The sequence below is a fragment of the Pseudomonas sp. PDM30 genome (assembly GCF_019218985.1).
Lineage (GTDB): Bacteria > Pseudomonadota > Gammaproteobacteria > Pseudomonadales > Pseudomonadaceae > Aquipseudomonas > Aquipseudomonas jessenii.
Genome location: NZ_JAHUWM010000002.1, coordinates 81,394 through 99,253 on the forward strand (window position 1 = coordinate 81,394; position 17,860 = coordinate 99,253).

General features: G+C 60.8%; 17 protein-coding genes and 1 pseudogene. 10 read left to right on the forward strand and 8 right to left on the reverse strand.

Annotated elements, in window-relative coordinates; genetic code table 11:
- The first annotated feature begins 61 nt into the window (after window positions 1-61).
- The gene (locus tag KW840_RS04380; RefSeq protein WP_090452294.1) at window positions 62-724 is read left to right on the forward strand and encodes an NAD(P)-dependent oxidoreductase; all 663 of its coding nucleotides are present in this window, start codon (window positions 62-64) and stop codon (window positions 722-724) included.
- Here the strand turns inward: KW840_RS04380 and KW840_RS04385 are convergent.
- Window positions 721-1,671 (reverse strand): LysR family transcriptional regulator, encoded by a 951-nt coding sequence (locus KW840_RS04385; protein WP_057712634.1) that lies wholly within the window; start codon window positions 1,669-1,671, stop codon window positions 721-723. The two genes, KW840_RS04380 and KW840_RS04385, sit on opposite strands and share 4 nt — an antisense overlap.
- Before the next feature lie 114 nt (window positions 1,672-1,785).
- Here KW840_RS04385 and betC point away from each other — a divergent pair, with 114 nt between their 5' ends.
- The 3 genes from betC to KW840_RS04400 all read left to right on the forward strand — a co-directional run bounded on the left by betC (window position 1,786) and on the right by KW840_RS04400 (window position 5,957).
- Entirely contained in the window at window positions 1,786-3,300 is a 1,515-nt protein-coding gene (gene betC, locus KW840_RS04390; RefSeq protein ID WP_218494543.1) for a choline-sulfatase, read from the forward strand.
- 16 nt (window positions 3,301-3,316) lie between these two features.
- Window positions 3,317-4,237, forward strand: a complete 921-nt coding sequence (gene choX / locus KW840_RS04395) for a choline ABC transporter substrate-binding protein (RefSeq protein WP_218494544.1) — start codon at window positions 3,317-3,319, stop codon at window positions 4,235-4,237.
- Between the two features lie 151 nt (window positions 4,238-4,388).
- Window positions 4,389-5,957 (forward strand): SulP family inorganic anion transporter, encoded by a 1,569-nt coding sequence (locus KW840_RS04400; RefSeq protein WP_090452290.1) that lies wholly within the window; start codon window positions 4,389-4,391, stop codon window positions 5,955-5,957.
- A 118-nt stretch (window positions 5,958-6,075) separates the two neighbouring features.
- Here KW840_RS04400 and aroE read toward each other — a convergent pair whose 3' ends face one another.
- Window positions 6,076-6,897 carry a shikimate dehydrogenase gene (gene aroE / locus KW840_RS04405; protein ID WP_090452288.1) on the reverse strand — a complete coding sequence of 274 codons (822 nt, stop codon included), beginning with the start codon at window positions 6,895-6,897 and terminating at the stop codon, window positions 6,076-6,078.
- Between the two features lie 13 nt (window positions 6,898-6,910).
- Complete coding sequence (gene hemF, locus KW840_RS04410; protein ID WP_057716534.1) at window positions 6,911-7,825, reverse strand: oxygen-dependent coproporphyrinogen oxidase; 915 nt, start codon at window positions 7,823-7,825, stop codon at window positions 6,911-6,913.
- A gap of 163 nt (window positions 7,826-7,988) precedes the next feature.
- On the opposite strand from hemF, the gene KW840_RS04415 reads away from it, so the two are divergent.
- Window positions 7,989-8,966, forward strand: a complete 978-nt coding sequence (locus tag KW840_RS04415; protein ID WP_218494545.1) for an NADPH:quinone reductase — start codon at window positions 7,989-7,991, stop codon at window positions 8,964-8,966.
- A 98-nt stretch (window positions 8,967-9,064) separates the two neighbouring features.
- Here the strand turns inward: KW840_RS04415 and KW840_RS04420 are convergent, their stop codons facing one another.
- The 3 genes and pseudogenes from KW840_RS04420 to KW840_RS04430 form a co-directional block, all read right to left on the reverse strand.
- The gene (locus KW840_RS04420) at window positions 9,065-9,622 is read right to left on the reverse strand and encodes an L-threonylcarbamoyladenylate synthase (RefSeq protein ID WP_057712640.1); all 558 of its coding nucleotides are present in this window, start codon (window positions 9,620-9,622) and stop codon (window positions 9,065-9,067) included.
- A 54-nt stretch (window positions 9,623-9,676) separates the two neighbouring features.
- Window positions 9,677-10,783 carry a DNA-processing protein DprA gene (gene dprA / locus KW840_RS04425; protein ID WP_218494546.1) on the reverse strand — a complete coding sequence of 369 codons (1,107 nt, stop codon included), beginning with the start codon at window positions 10,781-10,783 and terminating at the stop codon, window positions 9,677-9,679.
- An 81-nt stretch (window positions 10,784-10,864) separates the two neighbouring features.
- Window positions 10,865-11,611, reverse strand: a pseudogene (locus tag KW840_RS04430) (peptidoglycan-binding protein); the annotation flags it as partial.
- 248 nt (window positions 11,612-11,859) lie between these two features.
- On the opposite strand from KW840_RS04430, the gene def reads away from it, so the two are divergent.
- The 5 genes from def (at window position 11,860) to KW840_RS04455 (ending at window position 16,562) form a co-directional block, all read left to right on the forward strand.
- Window positions 11,860-12,366, forward strand: coding sequence for a peptide deformylase (def, locus tag KW840_RS04435; protein WP_057712643.1), 507 nt, complete (start codon window positions 11,860-11,862; stop codon window positions 12,364-12,366).
- A gap of 57 nt (window positions 12,367-12,423) precedes the next feature.
- Window positions 12,424-13,383 (forward strand): methionyl-tRNA formyltransferase, encoded by a 960-nt coding sequence (gene fmt, locus KW840_RS04440; RefSeq protein ID WP_218494548.1) that lies wholly within the window; start codon window positions 12,424-12,426, stop codon window positions 13,381-13,383.
- Entirely contained in the window at window positions 13,380-14,690 is a 1,311-nt protein-coding gene (gene rsmB / locus KW840_RS04445) for a 16S rRNA (cytosine(967)-C(5))-methyltransferase RsmB (RefSeq protein ID WP_218494549.1), read from the forward strand. Before fmt ends, rsmB begins: the two co-directional genes overlap by 4 nt.
- Before the next feature lie 22 nt (window positions 14,691-14,712).
- A complete protein-coding gene (gene trkA / locus KW840_RS04450; RefSeq protein ID WP_218494550.1) occupies window positions 14,713-16,089 on the forward strand; it encodes a Trk system potassium transporter TrkA in 1,377 nt (458 codons plus the stop codon).
- Between the two features lie 158 nt (window positions 16,090-16,247).
- A complete protein-coding gene (locus tag KW840_RS04455) occupies window positions 16,248-16,562 on the forward strand; it encodes a tetratricopeptide repeat protein (RefSeq protein WP_218494551.1) in 315 nt (104 codons plus the stop codon).
- Window position 16,563: 1 nt separating this feature from the next.
- On the opposite strand, the gene KW840_RS04460 is transcribed toward KW840_RS04455, so the two are convergent.
- Both KW840_RS04460 and KW840_RS04465 read right to left on the reverse strand, forming a co-directional pair.
- Entirely contained in the window at window positions 16,564-16,803 is a 240-nt protein-coding gene (locus KW840_RS04460; protein WP_057712647.1) for a PilZ domain-containing protein, read from the reverse strand.
- Window positions 16,804-16,963: 160 nt separating this feature from the next.
- Window positions 16,964-17,851: a lysophospholipid acyltransferase gene (locus tag KW840_RS04465; protein ID WP_057712648.1), complete on the reverse strand. Its 888-nt coding sequence runs from the start codon at window positions 17,849-17,851 to the stop codon at window positions 16,964-16,966.
- Window positions 17,852-17,860: the final 9 nt, after the last annotated feature.

Below are 17,860 nucleotides of genomic sequence, written 5' to 3' on the forward strand. Positions count from 1 at the left end.
ACCCTCGCCGTTTCCTGCGGGTCATACGTTATATAGACGCTGGAAAACAGGAAGCCCAGCCATGAAAAATGCCGAAACCCCCGTCGTGAAAGTGGTGCTTTATGGTGCCATGAGTAGCCTGGGCAGTGCGCTGATGGCTGAAATGCTGCGACGCCAGCATGAAGTGATCGCGATTCTCGATGACCTGACGGCGCTGGCACCCCGTCCGGGGCTGCGCACCAAGACTGGCGACCTGTTCGACGCGCAACGGGTCAAGCAGAGTGTGGCCGGCAGTTCAGTGGTTATCTGCTTACTGGACGCACCAGGGTTACCGTTCAATAGCGAACACGTGGAAAAAACCATCGTGCCCGGCCCGGTCGAGCAGGTGCTGGCAGTGGATGCGCTCATCGACGGCATGCAGGCAGCAAACATCGCCCGATTGTTTCTGGTAGGTGATTTCGACGTGCTGGACGACCCGGAAACCGAGGATAGCTTGCAACGTCACGCCGCCGAGGAAATCCGCGAGGCACTGCAAAGCAGTCCTTTGAAGTGGACGCTGGTTAACGAACCGCGCGGGGTACCAGGGCTGACCATCGAACACTTTGCCAACATCGGTGGCAACCCCGAACCGGGGTTGGCTGAACCGCTCAAACGGCTGGCCCGCACTGCCGTGGGCATTGCCGATGAATTGCACCTGAACCTGCACATCGGCGAGCACGTCAACTTCATCGCAACCGACAGTTAAACCGCAATGGACGGCAGCGTCAGGCCGTTGAGCGATTGCGCACTGCAGGCCTGTTCAGCCATCAACCAATCCACAAACTGCTGAATCAATGCTCCGCGTCTTTTGCGCTGGGGCAGAACCACGTAGTAACCCAGCCTCGACATCACCGTTTCGCCGATCGGGCGACACAACAACCCTTGCGCCAGCAAGTTATCCACAAGGTGGCGCCAGCCGATGGCCACGCCCTGGCCGCCAATCGCCGCCTGAATCAGCAAGGTGTAATTATCGAAGCGCAACTGCCCGGGCGCCGGGGGCGAGGTAATGCCCAGCTCGCGGAACACACCACTCCAGTCGAACCAGTTACTGCTGTGTTCCCCACGCAGGTGCAACAAAGGAAACTCCAGCAATGCCTGGGCTGGCAAGGGCAGTGGACGCTCGCTCAACAACTGCGGGCTGCACACCGGAAACACTTCCTCGCTGAACAGCCAATGGCTTTCACCCTGCTTGAAGCGGCCATCGCCGAACAGCACCGCCACATCGATATCGGTACGTAGCATGTTATGGCTGCGTTCACTGGTGACCAGGCTGACATCCACCTGCGGATTGGCCGCGTGAAAGCGGTGCAGACGCGGCATCAACCAATAGGCGGCGAAGGCAAAATCCGTGGCCACCTGCAGCACTTCATGCTGTTGCTGTGCGCTGATTGCGCTCAATCCTGCGTCGATATTCTGCAAACCGAGCTGAACCTGCTCAAAAAGGATCTGCCCTGCCTCTGTCAGTTCGATTCCGCGATAAATGCGGTCGAACAACCGTGTTGCCAGTTGTTCTTCCAGGCGCTTGATCTGCTGGCTGATGGCCGGTTGCGTGGTGCCCAGTTCAACAGCCGCCGCTGTGAAGCTGCGCTGACGGGCCGCCGCTTCGAAGGCGCGAAGCAGATCCAGTGACAGGTCACCAAGGGCGTCATACATAAGCTGTGCTTATCCTAGTCATTGCCGCGTATGGGCTTTACCACAAGGTGCGAGGGTTTCATTCTCAACGCCAGCACTCTCGCATAAACATCCACTATGGAATGCCGCGATCACATGAAGCGCAAGAACATTCTTTTCATCATGGCCGATCAAATGGCCGCGCCAATGTTGCCGTTCTACGGCCCATCGCCCATCAAACTGCCCAATCTCAGTCGCCTTGCCGCACAAGGCGTGGTGTTTGACTCCGCCTATTGCAACAGCCCATTGTGCGCGCCATCGCGTTTCACACTGGTCAGCGGCCAGTTGCCGAGCAAGATCGGCGCCTACGACAACGCCGCCGATTTCCCCGCTGACGTACCGACCTACGCCCATTACCTGCGCCGTCTCGGATACCGCACCGCCCTGTCGGGCAAGATGCATTTCTGCGGGCCAGACCAGTTGCACGGCTACGAAGAACGCCTGACCAGTGACATTTACCCGGCCGACTACGGCTGGGCGGTAAACTGGGATGAACCGGACGTGCGCCCGACCTGGTATCACAACATGTCATCGGTGCTGCAAGCCGGCCCGTGCGTACGCACCAATCAACTGGATTTCGACGAAGAGGTGGTGTTCAAGGCCCAGCAGTACCTGTTCGACCATATCCGCGAGGATGGCGACCAGCCGTTCTGCCTGACCGTTTCGATGACTCACCCGCACGATCCGTACACCATTCCCAAGGCTTTCTGGGATTTGTACGACGATGCCGATATCCCGCTGCCTACAACCCCGGACCCGCATGACCTCGATCCGCACTCGCAACGTTTGCTCAAGGTCTACGACCTGTGGGACAAGCCACTGCCTGTGGATAAGATCCGCGATGCCCGTCGTGCCTATTTCGGCGCGTGCAGCTATATCGACAGCAATGTCGGCAAGCTCCTGCAAACCCTCGAAGATACCGGGCTGATCGATGACACCATCATCGTGTTTTCCGGTGACCACGGCGACATGCTCGGCGAGCGCGGCCTCTGGTACAAAATGCACTGGTATGAGATGGCCGCACGGGTGCCGCTGTTGGTCAGCGCACCGGGGCAGTTTGGCGCCGGCCGGGTCAGCGCCAGTGTTTCCACAGCGGACCTGTTGCCGACATTCGTCGAACTGGCCGGCGGCTCGCTGGAACCGGGCTTGCCGCTGGACGGCCGCTCGCTGATTCCGCACCTGCAAGGGCAGGGCGGCCACGATGAAGTGTTCGGTGAATACATGGCCGAAGGCACCGTCAGCCCGTTGATGATGATCCGTCGCGGTGCCTACAAATTCATCTATAGCGAAGACGACCCTTGCCTACTCTTCGACGTACAGAATGACCCTCGCGAACTGGAAGAACTCAGTCATTCGCCGCAACATCGCCAGTTGTTCGACGATTTTCTCGCCGAAGCGCGGGCCAAATGGAACATCCCGGCGATTCACCAGCAGGTGCTCGCAAGCCAGCGGCGCCGACGCTTCGTGGCCGAGGCGCTGACCCTCGGCAAGCTGAAGAGCTGGGATCACCAGCCGCTGGTGGACGCCAGTCAGCAGTACATGCGCAACCACATCGACCTCGACGATCTGGAACGTAAAGCACGTTATCCACAACCCTGCCAAAACCAATAATGTTAAGGGGAAGTCCATGCAAAGGTTATCCACAGTACTGACGGTCGGGCTTCTGGCTCTGGGCAGTGCCTCGGCGTTTGCCGATCAGAGTTGCGAGACGGTGAAAATGGCCGACCCGGGCTGGAGCGACATCGCCGCGACCAACGCCATCACCGGGTTTCTGCTGGACGGCATGGGCTACAAGGCCAAGGTCGACACCCTCGCGGTGCCGATCACCTTTGGCGGGCTCAAGGATGGCCAGGTCGATGTGTTCCTGGGTAACTGGATGCCGGCGCAGCAGGGCTTCTACGACAAATTCGTCGCAAGCGGCGATGTCACGCAACTGGCGAAGAACCTCGACGGCACCGAATTCACCCTCGCTGTCCCGGACTACGTGTGGGACGCGGGTGTGCATAACTTTGCCGACCTGAACAAGTACGCCGACAAGTTCGACCACAAGATCTATGGCATCGGCTCCGGTGCACCGGCAAACATCTCGCTGCAAGAGATCATCAAGAAAAACGATTTCGACATGGGCCAGTGGAAACTGGTCGAGTCCAGCGAGCAGGCGATGCTGGCGGAAGTGTCCCGTGCGGTGAAAAAACAGAAATTCGTGACCTTCCTCGGCTGGACCCCGCACCCGATGAACGTGCAGTTGAAGATGCACTATCTGAAGGGTGGCGAGAAATACTTCGGTGACACCGGCAGCGTGCATACCCTGACCCGAAAAGGTTATGCACAGGCCTGCCCGAACGTCGGCAAACTGCTGACCAACCTGAGTTTCACTCAGGATATGGAAAACAGCATCATGGCCGAGGTGGTGAACAAGAAGGTCAGCAATGCCGACGCGGCCAAGGCGTGGATCAAGGCCAACCCGGCAGTGCTGGATAAATGGCTCGATGGGGTGAAGACAGTGGATGGCAAGGATGCTTTGCCAGCGGTCAAAGCCAAGCTTTAAGGTTCAAGGACGCCTTCGCGAGCAGGCTCGCTCCCACAGGTCCGCGCAGTCCCTGTGGGAGCGAGCCTGCTCGCGAATCGATTTATGCCCTTGCGCCCTTACATCTGACACACCACCCTGACGCATTTACAGTCATTCACCGAGAGCCCCCATGGCCCTGCCAAGCCGCCATTCACTCTTTCCCTTCCTCACCTGGCTACCCCGGCAAACCCGCGCCAGTGTCGGGCGCGACCTGATCGTCGGCCTCAGCGGCGCGATCCTCGCGTTGCCGCAATCCATTGCCTACGCACTGATCGCCGGCCTGCCACCGGAATACGGCCTGTACGCCGCAATCATTCCCGTTCTGATCGCCTGCCTCTGGGGTTCGTCGTGGCATTTGATCTGCGGTCCTACGGCCGCCATCTCCATTGTCCTGTATGCCAGCGTCAGTCCTCTGGCCGTTCCAGCGTCGCAGGACTACGTCATGTTGATCCTGTTGCTGACGTTTCTTGCCGGTATCTTTCAGTGGCTGCTGGGTTTGCTGCGGTTCGGCGCGCTGGTGAATTTCGTCTCGCACTCGGTGGTACTCGGTTTCACCCTGGGTGCTGCCGTGGTGATTGCCATCGGTCAATTGCCTAACCTGCTGGGGCTGGACTTGCCCAGCCAGGCCACTGCGCTGGATAGTTTCATCACGTTGTTGCGCCATCTCGGCGAAATGGACAAACCTTCGCTGGCGCTGGGTCTGGCGACCGTGGTGGTCGGCGTGATCCTCAAACTGCTGCTGCCACGCTGGCCGACGCTCTTGATCACCCTGATTCTCGGCGGCTTGCTGGTTTGGCTCTGGCCATCAATGTTCGGCCATGTGCAACTGGTAAGCGCCTTCACCGGCAAACTGCCGCCCTTCAGCCCGTTGCCCCTGGACCTGGATCTGATCCTGCGCCTGCTGCCCAGCGCGGTGGCGGTCGGAATGCTCGGGCTAGTAACCAGCCTGTCGATCGCCCGCTCGATCTCGGCACGTTCGCAGCAATTACTCGACGCGAATCAGGAAGTCCGCGCCCAGGGCTTGTCGAATATCGTCGGTGCGTTTTTTTCCGGATCGCTGTCGGCCGGCTCCTTCACTCGCTCAGGCCTGAGCTACGAAGCGGGGGCCTGTTCGCCGCTGGCCGGGATTTTTTCGGCATTGTGGGTGGCGCTGTTTGCGATCTTCGGCGCGAGCCTGATCGCGCACATCCCGATTCCAGCCATGGCCGGCAGCATTCTGTTGATCGCCTGGGGACTGGTGGACCATCGCGGCATTCGCGCGTTGTTGCGGGTCAGCCGCGCCGAATTTGTAGTCATGGCGCTGACCTGCGTCGCCACGCTGCTGCTGGAGTTGCAGACGGCGATCTACGCCGGCGTGTTGGCCTCGCTTTTTTTCTACCTCAAACGCACATCGCAACCACGGGTGCAGCATGTGCGAGATGGCGAGGAAGACATTCTGCGGGTGGGGGGCTCGATTTTTTTCGGCGCCAGCCATTACCTGCAAGTGCGCCTGCAACGCATGCACGGCGTGCGTGTGGTGATCGAGGCGCAGCAGATCAACTTCATCGATTACTCTGGGGTGGAAATGCTGCACCAGGAAGCGAGGCGGCTACTGCGTCAAGATCGCAGCCTCACCTTGCGTCGGGCCCGACCGCAGGTGGTGGAAGAGTTGAGGAAGCTGGAAGGGGCGGAGAAATGCCCGATCCGGTTTGAGGACTGAAACACCGCTCTCTGTAGGAGCGAGCTAGCTCGCGAAGGTCGTGAACGATTACGCGCAAAACCAGATACCCAACAGCGCCCTCAGGTTTTTCGCGAGCAAGCTCGCTCCTACAAGTAGGTTACAAGGCCAATTGCCGGCGGAGTTCAGCCAGCACCGGCGCCGTATCCGGGCGCACGCCGCGCCACAGGAAAAACGCTTCCGCCGCTTGCTCGGCCAGCATGCCCAAGCCATCCATCGACACCGCCGCCCCGTGTTCGCTGGCCCAGCGGCAGAACGAGGTCGGTTCCTTGCCGTACATCATGTCGTAGCACACCGTTTTGCCAGGCTCAATCAAGCTGGGGGCAATAGGCGGCACATCACCGGTCAGGCTCGCCGAGGTCGCGTTGATGATCAAGTCCACCGACTCCTGCAACCAGTCGTAGCCGCTGGCCGAGATCGGCCCCAGATCGCAGAACAGTTCCGCCAGCAGTTCGGCCTTGTCCACCGTGCGATTGGCGATGATCACCGAGGCTGGCTGCTCGGCCAGCAACGGCTCCAAAGCACCGCGCACCGCACCGCCAGCACCGAGCAACAGGATGCGTTTGCCCTTGAGGCTGAACCCGGCGTTGACCGTCAGGTCCCGCACCAGTCCAGCACCGTCGGTGTTGTCGCCCAGCAGACTGCCATCGGCCAGTTTGCTCAGGGTGTTCACCGCTCCGGCCCGTTGCGCCCGCGCCGTCAGGCTGTTCGCCAGCCGATAGGCTTCTTCCTTGAACGGCACCGTCACGTTGGCGCCGCGTCCTTCGAGGAAAAACCTCCGGGCACAGGTGGAAAAGTCGTCGAGTGGCGCCAGCAGCGTGTTGTAATCCAGTTTCTGCGCGGTCTGCTCGGCGAACAGGCGATGGATCAGCGGCGACTTGCTGTGGCCAATCGGGTTACCGAATACGACATAACGGTCCATCAGGATTCCTCGTTCAGGCTTCGGCCAACCAATCGCGGTCTTGCAGGAAATACTCGGTCAGACGCGCTTCTTCACTGCCAGGCTCGGCTTTCCAGTCGTAGCCCCAGCGCACTTGCGGCGGCAGCGACATCAAGATCGACTCGGTACGCCCACCCGATTGCAGGCCGAACAACGTGCCACGGTCGTAGACCAGGTTGAATTCAACGTAGCGGCCACGGCGGAACTCCTGGAACTCACGCTGCTTGGCGGTGAACGCATCGTTCTTGCGGCGCTGCACGATCGGCAGATAGGCGTCGATGTACGCGTCACCGATAGCACGCATGAAGGCGAAGCTGGTGTCGAAGTCCCACTCGTTCAGGTCGTCGAAAAACAGGCCGCCGATGCCACGCGGCTCGTGACGATGCTTGATGTGGAAGTAGCTGTCGCACCAGGCCTTGTAACGCGGGTAGACGTCCGGACCGAACGGCGCGCAGGCCTGCTCAGCGACGCGGTGCCAGTGGATGCAGTCTTCTTCGTTGCCGTAATACGGGGTCAGGTCGAAGCCGCCACCGAACCACCAGACCGGCTCTTCACCTTCCTTTTCGGCGATGAAAAAACGCACGTTGGCGTGGGAAGTCGGCACATGCGGATTGTGCGGGTGGATGACCAGCGACACGCCGAGGGCTTCGAAGCCGCGGCCGGCCAGCTCCGGTCGATGGGCGCTGGCAGACGGTGGAAGACCACTGCCGAAGACATGGGAAAAGTTGACGCCACCCTTTTCAATCACCGCGCCGTTTTCTATCACACGGGTGCGACCGCCACCGCCCGCCGGCCTGGTCCAGGCGTCTTCGACGAATTGCGTGCCACCGTCTTCGGCTTCCAGGGCGGCGCAAATACGGTCTTGCAGGTCGAGCAGGTAGGCTTTTACGGCCTCGGTGCGGGTCGTCATGTCATCACCTTGAATCGGGCAAAACAACGCGGCGCTCCATTGGAGCTCAGCCTGCGCAAATGGGCGCGTAGCATACCATCGCAAGTCACCCCGCCGCAGTTGACGAAGATCAAGCTTAGGAGTCCGATAGGGAGCTTGGTAAAACGACCTATGGAGAGTTCTGATGGCAAAGCGTATCCAGTTCCGCGCCCATGGCGGCCCCGAAGTGCTCGAATATGTGGATTACCAACCCGCCGAGCCAGGTCCGAAGGAAGTACGCGTGACCAACAAGGCCATCGGCCTGAACTTCATCGATACCTACTACCGCAGCGGTTTGTATCCACCGCCGTCCCTGCCGTCGGGTGTCGGTTCAGAGGGTGCGGGCGTGGTCGAGGCAGTGGGCAGCGACGTGACCCGCTTCAAGATCGGCGATCGCGTGGCCTATGGCAGCGGGCCGCTGGGCGCCTACAGCGATGTTCACGTCTTGCCCGAAGCCAATCTGGTGAAACTGCCGGACGCCATCAGCTTCGAACAGGCCGCCGGCGTCATGCTCAAGGGCCTGACCGTGCAATACCTGCTGCGTCAGACTTATGAACTCAAGGGTGGCGAAACCATCCTGTTCCATGCCGCGGCGGGCGGTGTCGGTTCCCTGGCCTGCCAATGGGCCAGGGCCTTGGGCGTGAAGCTGATCGGTACTGTCAGCTCGGCGGAGAAAGCCGCGCTGGCCAAGGCCAACGGTGCCTGGGCGACCATCGATTACAGCCATGAAAATGTCGCGCAACGTGTACTGGAATTGACCGACGGCAAAAAAGTCCCGGTGGTGTACGACGGAGTTGGCAAGGACACCTGGCTGACTTCACTCGACAGCGTCGCGCCGCGTGGGCTGGTGGTGAGTTTCGGCAATGCGTCCGGCGCGGTCGACGGCGTGAACCTGGGGATCCTGGCGGGGAAAGGCTCGTTGTACGTGACCCGGCCAACCCTGGGCACTTATGCGAACAACGCCGAAAACCTGCAACGCATGGCCGACGAGTTGTTCGAGATGATCATCGGCGGCAAGCTGACCGTGGACGTCAGCCAGCGTTATCCACTGGCTGACGCGGCGAAGGCGCAGACCGAGTTGTCGGCGCGGCGCACGACGGGCTCGGTTGTTTTGTTGCCCTGACTGACACCATCGCGAGCAAGCTCGCTCCCACAAGGTTTCTGTGTCGAATACAAATCCCCTGTGGGAGCGGGCTTGCTCGCGATGGGCGCACCTGGGTATCAGTCCGGGCGCACAACCCTGCCGGTCGCCAGATCGCGAATCACGCTCGGGTTCTTGCGTCCGCCCAGGTTTCCGCCCAGCACCAGATCCACCTGGCCACGGAAATACTGTTCGACGCGAATTCGCGTACGTGCCGCCGGGCGCCCCTGCGGATTGGCCGACGTCGACACCAGCGGCCCGACCAGCGCGCACAAATCCCGCACCAGCGGGTGATCGCTGACCCGCAGCGCCACGGTTTCATGCACGCCGGTAATCCACTCCGGCAGCAGGTTCTGGTGCGGCACCAACCAGGTGTTCGGACCCGGCCAGGTACTGGCCATGCGGTCCATCCACAACTCGGGGAAGTCTTCGAAGAGGAAATCGAACTGACGGATGTTGTCGGCGACCAGAATCAGCCCCTTTTCCACAGACCGGCCCTTGATCAGCAGCAGACGTTCCACCGCATCGATGTCCCACGGGTCGCAACCCAGGCCCCAGACTGCTTCGGTTGGGTAGGCAATCACCGCCCCGGCGCGAATTGCTTGCGCGGCTTGTTGCACACGCCAACTGTTGACCATGAAAAACACTCCAGACTAAGGCTCTGCGCAGTTTACCGATCTTGTTTATAAAACCTAGCTCACCCGTGCAAACCAGCGCCCGTTTTCGCACACGGCGTGGCCATCCATTTCCAGTTCCGTCAACGCCGCCAGCACTTTCGGCAAGGCCCAGCCGCTTGCGTCGGCCAGCGCTTCACTGGTGTGAGGTGCGGCATGCAGCAGTTTCAGCAGTGGGTGAGTCGTCGTAGGGGTGCAGGTTTCTGTGGATAACGACAGTCGTTGCCAACCGCGCAAGGCTTCGAGGATATGTTCGATGGTTTCCACCAGCACCGCACCGTCCCGAATCAACTGATGACAGCCGCGCGCGCCGGGGTGATGGATCGACCCGGGCATCGCAAACACCTCGCGCCCCTGTTCCGCCGCCAGCCTCGCGGTGATCAGTGAACCGCTTGCGACACTGGCTTCAACCACCAGCACTCCGAGGGACAAACCACTGATGATCCGATTGCGCCGAGGGAAGTTGCTGGCGCTGGGACCTGCATCCAGCGGAAACTCCGAAAGCACTGCGCTGCCCGAAGCGATCATGGCGTCCGCCAGGCGTCTATTTCGCTGTGGATAAAACTTCTCGAGCCCCGTGCCGAGCACACCGACCGTTTGCCCGCCGACGTCGAGCGCGGCCTGGTGCGCGGCGGCGTCAATGCCCAGGGCCAGGCCGCTGGTAATGACAAAACCGGCACCCGCCAGGCTGCGGGAAAACGCGGCAGCGGTGTCCATTCCTGGCCGGGAAGCGCGACGGCTGCCGACCATCGCCAGTTGTGGTTTTTCCAGAATGCCCGGATCGCCCGCGACAAATAACAGCGGTGGTGCATCGCTGATTTGTGCCAGCAGTGCCGGGTAGTCCGGTTGGTCCCACATCAGTAAATGCTGGGCCGGGCGCTCCAGCCAGGCCAATGCATGACTGGCGCCGTCACGGATCTCAGTGCTACGCCTGGCCTCGGAACAGACCAGTGGCAAACCCAGCGCGCGCCAGGCACTGGCTGGCGCGCTGATGGCTTTGGATGCCGAACCGAAGGCTTCGAGCAGTTTCTTGAAACGCGCAGGACCGAGTTCCGGCAAACGGTGCAGACGTAATCGAGCTTCCAGTTCCGCGGGGGAAACCGGTGTAACAGTAGGCATCGACATGGATCATCCTTGATCGTTATGAGCACCCGTACAAACGGGAATAAGCTGTGGATAACTCTGTTGGTAACTTGTGAAGCACTCTTACGGATTTCGTACCTTGTCCATCACCGACAGTGAGCGCGAGGCGCTGAGCACCAGCCCATAACTGAGTTTGTCGTAGGTACGGAAAACCATCAGCAAACCGGCGCGCTCATCGGGAATTTTCAATGGCTGGCCAGTGATCCGGTCCCTTACGGTTTCACCGGTTTTCATTACCGCCAGCAGATTGCCTTCGGCCAGACCGTCGCGCTGACCCTTGTTCAGCGTTACCACATCCAACTCGCCAATCTGCGTGACCCCACGCGGTACATCGATGATCAAACCGTTGATTTCGTGGCTCGGTGCGCTGGGCGTGAAGGTCGAGTTGATCGCGCGCTCTTCACCGCTGAACAAGCGATCGCCGAGGCGGACCTCCTGAGTCGTGCGTAGCAACTCCAGGGTGGCAACGTCACCTTCGATGGCCACGACATCGCCGCCGCCGATATCGTCGGCGTTGATCCCCAGAATTGCCTTGCTCTGCGGATCGGTGTAGACCTTGCCTTGGCGGAAGATACCGTACGCCGGTTGCGCCGGATCGAAATGGCCGCGGGCAAAGATGCGGTCACCCGCGCCGCTGAGCACCCGTTCGGAATCACCAGCGACGATGTAAGGCGCCTTGTCGAATTCCTCGGCCTTGTCGACGATGCGGTTGCTCAGCAGAAAGCTGTTGATCGACTTCAGAGCAATGCTGGGGATAGCCTCGGTCACCGGGCTGCTGCGAACCTGAGGCGACAGCTTTATGGTGGGAATCTCTTCCCGAAGCTGCCCTTGCCCGTACGCCCAACCTGCCGAAGCCAGGAGCAGCAGGGCGAGTAGTGATTTCCTCATGCGGTGAATCCCTTTATTATGTGCATTCGCGTGAAACGCCAGAGCCGTCAGTGGCTCGCTCCCGGCTTGCTTGTCAACAAAAGGGAGCTACGTTTTACAACGGTAGCCTGCATCTTCGGACCGCCAGGCCATCGACCCGACCTTACTTCACACGTGCACTTATCAAGCTTATGGCCATTTTAAACATCCTCGAATTCCCTGATCCGCGTCTGCGCACTATCGCCAAGCCAGTGGCCGTAGTGGACGACGAAGTGCGTCAGTTGGTCGACGACATGTTTGAAACAATGTATGAAGCGCCTGGCATCGGCCTCGCCGCTACCCAGGTCAACGTGCACAAACGTATCGTCGTGATGGACCTCTCCGAAGACCGCACCGAACCGCGAGTGTTCATCAACCCCGAGTTCGAACCCCTGACCGACGAGATGGAGCAATACCAGGAAGGCTGCCTTTCGGTACCCGGCTTCTATGAAAATGTCGATCGCCCGCAAAGGGTCAAGGTCAAGGCGCTGGACCGCGATGGCCAACCCTACGAACTGATCGCCGAAGGCCTGCTCGCGGTGTGCATCCAACATGAATGCGACCACCTCAACGGCAAATTGTTCGTCGATTACCTGTCGACGCTCAAACGCGACCGCATCAAGAAGAAACTGGAAAAGCTTCATCGCCAGAACGCCTGATGCCCTCCTTCAAAGGCTTGCTGCGGCAAGCCTTTTTCTTTTCAAGAGACGTCACCCATGACTGAGCCACTGCGCATCGTCTTTGCCGGCACCCCGGAATTCGCCGCCGAACACCTCAAGGCCCTGCTGAGCAGCCCTTACGAGATCGTCGCGGTCTACACCCAACCGGATCGTCCGGCCGGTCGCGGGCAAAAACTGATGCCGAGCCCGGTCAAGCAGCTTGCTCTGGAGAACAATATCCCGGTGCTGCAACCGCCCACTCTGCGCAACGAAGATGCTCAGACTGAACTGGCTGCACTGAAGCCGGACTTGATGGTGGTGGTCGCCTATGGCCTGATCCTGCCGCAAGTGGTGCTGGATATTCCGCTTCTGGGTTGCATCAACAGTCACGCCTCGCTGCTGCCACGCTGGCGGGGCGCGGCGCCGATCCAGCGCGCCGTGGAGGCGGGCGACGCCGAAAGTGGCGTGACCGTGATGCGCATGGAAGCCGGCCTCGACACCGGGCCGATGTTGCTGAAAGTCGCCACGCCGATCAGCGCCGAAGATACCGGCGGCAGCCTGCACGATCGCCTGGCCGAAATGGGCCCGCCGGCCGTGGTCCAGGCGATTGCCGGCCTCGCCGCCGGAACCCTGGAGGGCGAAGTGCAGGACGACAGCCTCGCTACCTATGCGCACAAATTGAACAAGGACGAAGCACGCATCGACTGGAGTCGCCCGGCGGTTGAGCTGGAGCGTCTGGTCCGTGCCTTCAACCCGTGGCCGATTACCCACAGCACCTTGAACGGCGAAGCCCTGAAAGTACTGGCCGCAAACCTCGCCGAAGGCAAAGGCACCCCGGGTGAAATCCTCGGCGCCAGCAAAGACGGTCTTATCGTCGCGTGCGGCGAGCAGGCCTTGTGCCTGACCCGTCTGCAATTGCCCGGCGGCAAGGCGCTGAACTTCAGCGATCTGTTCAACAGCCGTCGCGAGAAATTCGCCACCGGCACTGTCCTCGGCCAAGTGGCGGACGCTCAATGAATCCGCGTCTGGCCGCCGCCAAGGCACTCGCTGCCGTCCTGAACGGAAAAGCCTCGCTCAACAGTTCGCTGCCTACGCAGTTGGACAAGGTCGAGGACCGTGATCGCGGCTTTACCCAGGACCTGGCGTTCGGCACCGCGCGCTGGCAGCCACGTTTGTCGGCGTTGGCGGCCAAGCTGCTGCAGAAGCCGTTCAAGGCTGCCGACGCCGATGTCGAGGCGCTGTTGCTGGTCGGTCTCTATCAGTTGCTCTACACCCGTGTCCCGGCCCATGCCGCCATTGGTGAAACCGTCGGTTGTGCCGACAAGCTGAAAAAACCCTGGGCCAAGGCGCTGCTCAACGCTGTGCTGCGTAATGCTCAGCGCGAAAGCGAAACGATTTTCGCCGAGTTGGAACGTGATCCGGTGGTGCGCACCGCTCACCCACGCTGGCTGCAGAAATCTTTGAAAGCGTTCTGGCCAGATCAATGGGAAGCCATTTGTGCGGCGAACAATGCGCATCCGCCTATGATCCTGCGGGTCAACCGTCGCCATCACACCCGTGATGCCTACCTCGGTTTGCTGACTGACGCGGGAATTGCCGCCACGCCGTGTGTCTACAGCCGCGACGGCATCGTGCTCGACGCCGCCGCCGATGTGCGCAGCCTGCCGGGTTTCGCCGACGGCTGGATCAGCGTGCAGGACGAAGCCGCGCAACTGGCTGCCGATCTGCTCGACCTCGCGCCGGGCCAACGGGTGCTCGACGCTTGCTGTGCACCAGGTGGCAAGACCTGCCACATCCTCGAAGCCGAGCCAAAACTGGCCGGCGTCGTGGCGGTAGACCTGGAAGCCAAGCGGCTGGTGCGGGTGCGGGAAAACCTCGAACGCCTGAAACTGAGCGCCGAACTGATTGCCGCCGACGGCCGCGACACTCAGGCGTGGTGGGACGGCAAGCCGTTCCAGCGCATCCTGCTGGACGCGCCATGTTCGGCCACCGGTGTGATTCGTCGTCACCCGGATATCAAACTGACCCGCCAACCCGACGACATCGCCGCGCTGGCGCTGCTGCAGGGCGAGTTGCTCGATGCCATGTGGAAAACCCTGGAGGTCGGCGGCATCCTGCTGTACGCCACCTGTTCCACGCTGCCGACCGAGAACACCGAGGTCATCGAAGCCTTCCTCGCCCGCACGTCGGGTGCTCGTGAACTGGACCTCGCCACGGCGGCCGGCATCAAGCAGCCCCATGGTCGCCAGTTGCTGGCCCAGGAAGGTGGCCACGATGGCTTCTACTACGCCAAGCTGATCAAGATCGCCGCCGCGCGCGGTTAAATGGATTCAATGGAGTGACTGGATGAAAATCATCATCCTTGGTGCAGGGCAGGTCGGCGGTTCGCTGGCGGAACACCTGGCCAGCGAAGCCAACGATATTACTGTGGTCGACACCGATGGCGAGCGCCTGCGCGACCTTGGTGACCGCCTGGACATCCGCACGGTACAAGGTCGTGGCTCGTTCCCGACCGTGTTGCGCCAGGCTGGAGCCGATGACGCCGACATGCTGGTCGCGGTGACCAACAGCGACGAAACCAACATGGTCGCCTGTCAGGTCGCCCATACCCTGTTCCACACCCCGACCAAGATCGCCCGGGTTCGCGAAGCCGCGTACCTGACCCGCGAAGAGCAGTTGTTCCAGAACGAAGCGATTCCGGTGGACGTGCTGATCAGCCCGGAACAAGTGGTCACCAACTACATCAAGCGCCTGATCCAGCACCCCGGTGCCTTGCAGGTGATCGACTTCGCCGAAGGCAAGGCGCAATTGGTGGCGGTGCGGGCGTACTACGGCGGGCCGCTGGTGGGCCAGCAACTGCGGCAGTTGCGTGAACACATGCCGAACGTGGAAACCCGCGTTGCGGCGATTTTCCGTCGTGACCGGCCGATCCTGCCCCAGGGCGACACGGTGATCGAAGCCGACGACGAAGTATTTTTTATCGCCGCCAAGGCGAACATTCGTGCGGTGATGAGCGAAATGCGCCGTCTCGACGAAACCTATAAACGCATCGTCATCGCCGGTGGCGGGCAGATTGGCGAGCGTCTGGCCGAGGCCATCGAAAGCCGTTATCAGGTGAAAATCATCGAGATGAACCCTGTACGCTGCCGTCATCTCTCCGACACACTGGACAGCACGGTGGTGTTGCAGGGCAGCGCTTCGGACCGCGACCTGCTGATGGAAGAGAACATCGCCGACGCTGACCTTTTCCTGGCCCTGACCAACGACGACGAAGCCAACATCATGTCGTCGTTGCTGGCCAAGCGCCTGGGCGCGAAGAAGGTGATGTCCATCATCAACAACCCGGCTTATGTCGATCTGATCCAGGGCGGCGACATCGACATCGCCATCAGCCCGCAACTGGCGACCATCGGCACATTGCTGGCCCACGTGCGCCGGGGCGACATCGTCAGCGTGCATTCACTGCGCCGGGGTGCGGCGGAGGCCATCGAGGCGATTGCCCATGGCGATGCGAAATCGAGCAAGGTGATCGGCAAGTCCATCGAGAACATTGGCCTGCCGCCGGGCACCACCATCGGTGCAATCATCCGCGACGAAGAGGTAATCATCGCCCACGACGACACCGTGATCGAAGCGGGCGACCATGTGATTCTGTTCCTTGTGGATAAAAAGCATATTCGCGATGTAGAGAAGTTGTTCCATGTGGGGCTGAGCTTCTTCTGATCCGGGGCCTGCCTTTAGTAGGAGCGAGCCCTGCTCGCGATGGTCGTCAACGATAATGCTGGAAACCAGACACCCCGCGTCGCTTTCAGGTTCATCGCGAGCAAGCTCGCCCCTACAGTAAATCAACCCCTGACATGCCTCAGGCAAGGAATCCAACGATGATCGAATCCCTGGAAAAAATGCTCGCCAAGGGTGTGGATAACGCTTTGCTGCGCTTCGGCCTGGGCAAGGGCTATCTGGATCTGGGGGAAAACGCCAAGGCGGCGGAGCATTTCCAGCGCTGCGTCGAATTCGATCCGAAGTATTCGGCGGCGTGGAAACTACTGGGCAAGGCCCATCTGGCACTGGCGGACGTTACGGCCGCGCGCCAAGCCTGGGAGCAAGGCCTGGAAGCCGCTCGCGCCCATGGCGACAAGCAGGCCGAGAAGGAAATGACGGTGTTCCTGAAGAAGCTCGAGCGTCAGGCGCACTGACTCAGAGATAACGCAAACCGATGCCCTCGGCGTCCACCTGCACCACTTCCATGCGCACCCGCGGCGCGCCTGTGGGTAAATCCTGCACCTGTCCGTAAACCACCGCCCCCCTGGGCAGCGCCGACAGTTTCGGATGCTTGACGTAGACGCCGGTGGTCGACAGGTTGCGCGTCTGGCCCAGGCAATCGCCGATGCTTTCGTGACTGATCTTGATGCGAAATGATTTGCGGTGTTCGGACATCTTTTTGCGCCCTGATGAACGGTTGTGGATACGTGTAGGAGCGAGCTTGCTCGCGATGGATGCCAGGGCGCCGCGTTCAACCTGGCAGCCCACATCATCGTTAACGTCCATCGCGAGCAAGCTCGCTCCTACAGGTTATCCACAGAGTGTGCCAAGTAAGTCAGTACCAACGCTCTTCACCTGGTGGGCGCTTCTTGAAGCGCTTCATGCTCCACATGTACTGGCTCGGGTACGCCCGCACATAGCGCTCGACCACTTGGCTCATGGCCGCACAGGACTCTGCCGTATCGGTGCTGTACATGGCCTCTGGCGCGGCTTCAAGGATCACTTTGTAGCCCGAACCGTCCGGCAGGCGCAGGGCGTGCAGGAATACGCCAACTGCTTTGCCGCCGGCCAACATGTTCGGTACGAACTTGCTGGTCAGTGCCTGAGTGGCGAAGAACGGCACGAAGATCCCGGCGGATTCGGACGGTTCCGGGTCAGCGGGAATGCCCACTGCACCACCTTTGCGCACTTCCTTGATGACACTGAGGATGCCTTCCTTGGTGGAAGCAGCGACCTTGTTACCCAACTGCACCCGCTGCTTTTGCAGCAATTCATCCACTGCCTTCAATTTCGGCGGACGGTAGAAAATGATCGGTTTGCACTGGCTGCAATAGAAGTGATTGAGCACTTCCCAGTTGCCCAGGTGGCTGGTAATGCCGACCACGCCTTTGCCGGAGGCAAGGGCGTCCTTCAATACGTCGAGGCCTTCGACTTCGCGCACCAGGTCGATGGAGCGCTGGGCCGGCCATATCCAGGCGCAAGCACTCTCGGTCAGGGACTTGCCGATGTCTTTCAGGCTCTGGCCCACCAGGCGTTCACGCTCGGCGGGGTCCATGTCCGGAAAGCACTTGGACAGATTGATCCGTACCACGTCGCGGGAACGGTTCGGGGTTTTCCACATGACCCAGCCAATCGCCGAGCCCACGGCCTGCACGGCCCACCACGGAAGCAGGGCAAACAGCCGCAGAGCGCCTACCAGCAAGGCGCCTTTAAACTTATCCACAGGTCACTC

Coding starts and splice junctions, on each gene's coding strand:
- betC (WP_218494543.1), top strand. CDS start 1,786: ATGAAGCGCAAGAACATTCTTTTCATCATGGCCGATCAAATGGCCGCG.
- rsmB (WP_218494549.1), top strand. CDS start 13,380: ATGAATCCGCGTCTGGCCGCCGCCAAGGCACTCGCTGCCGTCCTGAAC.
- choX (WP_218494544.1), top strand. CDS start 3,317: ATGCAAAGGTTATCCACAGTACTGACGGTCGGGCTTCTGGCTCTGGGC.
- hemF (WP_057716534.1), bottom strand. CDS start 7,825: ATGACGACCCGCACCGAGGCCGTAAAAGCCTACCTGCTCGACCTGCAA.
- KW840_RS04385 (WP_057712634.1), bottom strand. CDS start 1,671: ATGTATGACGCCCTTGGTGACCTGTCACTGGATCTGCTTCGCGCCTTC.
- fmt (WP_218494548.1), top strand. CDS start 12,424: ATGACTGAGCCACTGCGCATCGTCTTTGCCGGCACCCCGGAATTCGCC.
- KW840_RS04455 (WP_218494551.1), top strand. CDS start 16,248: ATGATCGAATCCCTGGAAAAAATGCTCGCCAAGGGTGTGGATAACGCT.
- KW840_RS04400 (WP_090452290.1), top strand. CDS start 4,389: ATGGCCCTGCCAAGCCGCCATTCACTCTTTCCCTTCCTCACCTGGCTA.
- aroE (WP_090452288.1), bottom strand. CDS start 6,897: ATGGACCGTTATGTCGTATTCGGTAACCCGATTGGCCACAGCAAGTCG.
- trkA (WP_218494550.1), top strand. CDS start 14,713: ATGAAAATCATCATCCTTGGTGCAGGGCAGGTCGGCGGTTCGCTGGCG.
- KW840_RS04460 (WP_057712647.1), bottom strand. CDS start 16,803: ATGTCCGAACACCGCAAATCATTTCGCATCAAGATCAGTCACGAAAGC.
- KW840_RS04415 (WP_218494545.1), top strand. CDS start 7,989: ATGGCAAAGCGTATCCAGTTCCGCGCCCATGGCGGCCCCGAAGTGCTC.
- def (WP_057712643.1), top strand. CDS start 11,860: ATGGCCATTTTAAACATCCTCGAATTCCCTGATCCGCGTCTGCGCACT.
- dprA (WP_218494546.1), bottom strand. CDS start 10,783: ATGTCGATGCCTACTGTTACACCGGTTTCCCCCGCGGAACTGGAAGCT.
- KW840_RS04380 (WP_090452294.1), top strand. CDS start 62: ATGAAAAATGCCGAAACCCCCGTCGTGAAAGTGGTGCTTTATGGTGCC.
- KW840_RS04420 (WP_057712640.1), bottom strand. CDS start 9,622: ATGGTCAACAGTTGGCGTGTGCAACAAGCCGCGCAAGCAATTCGCGCC.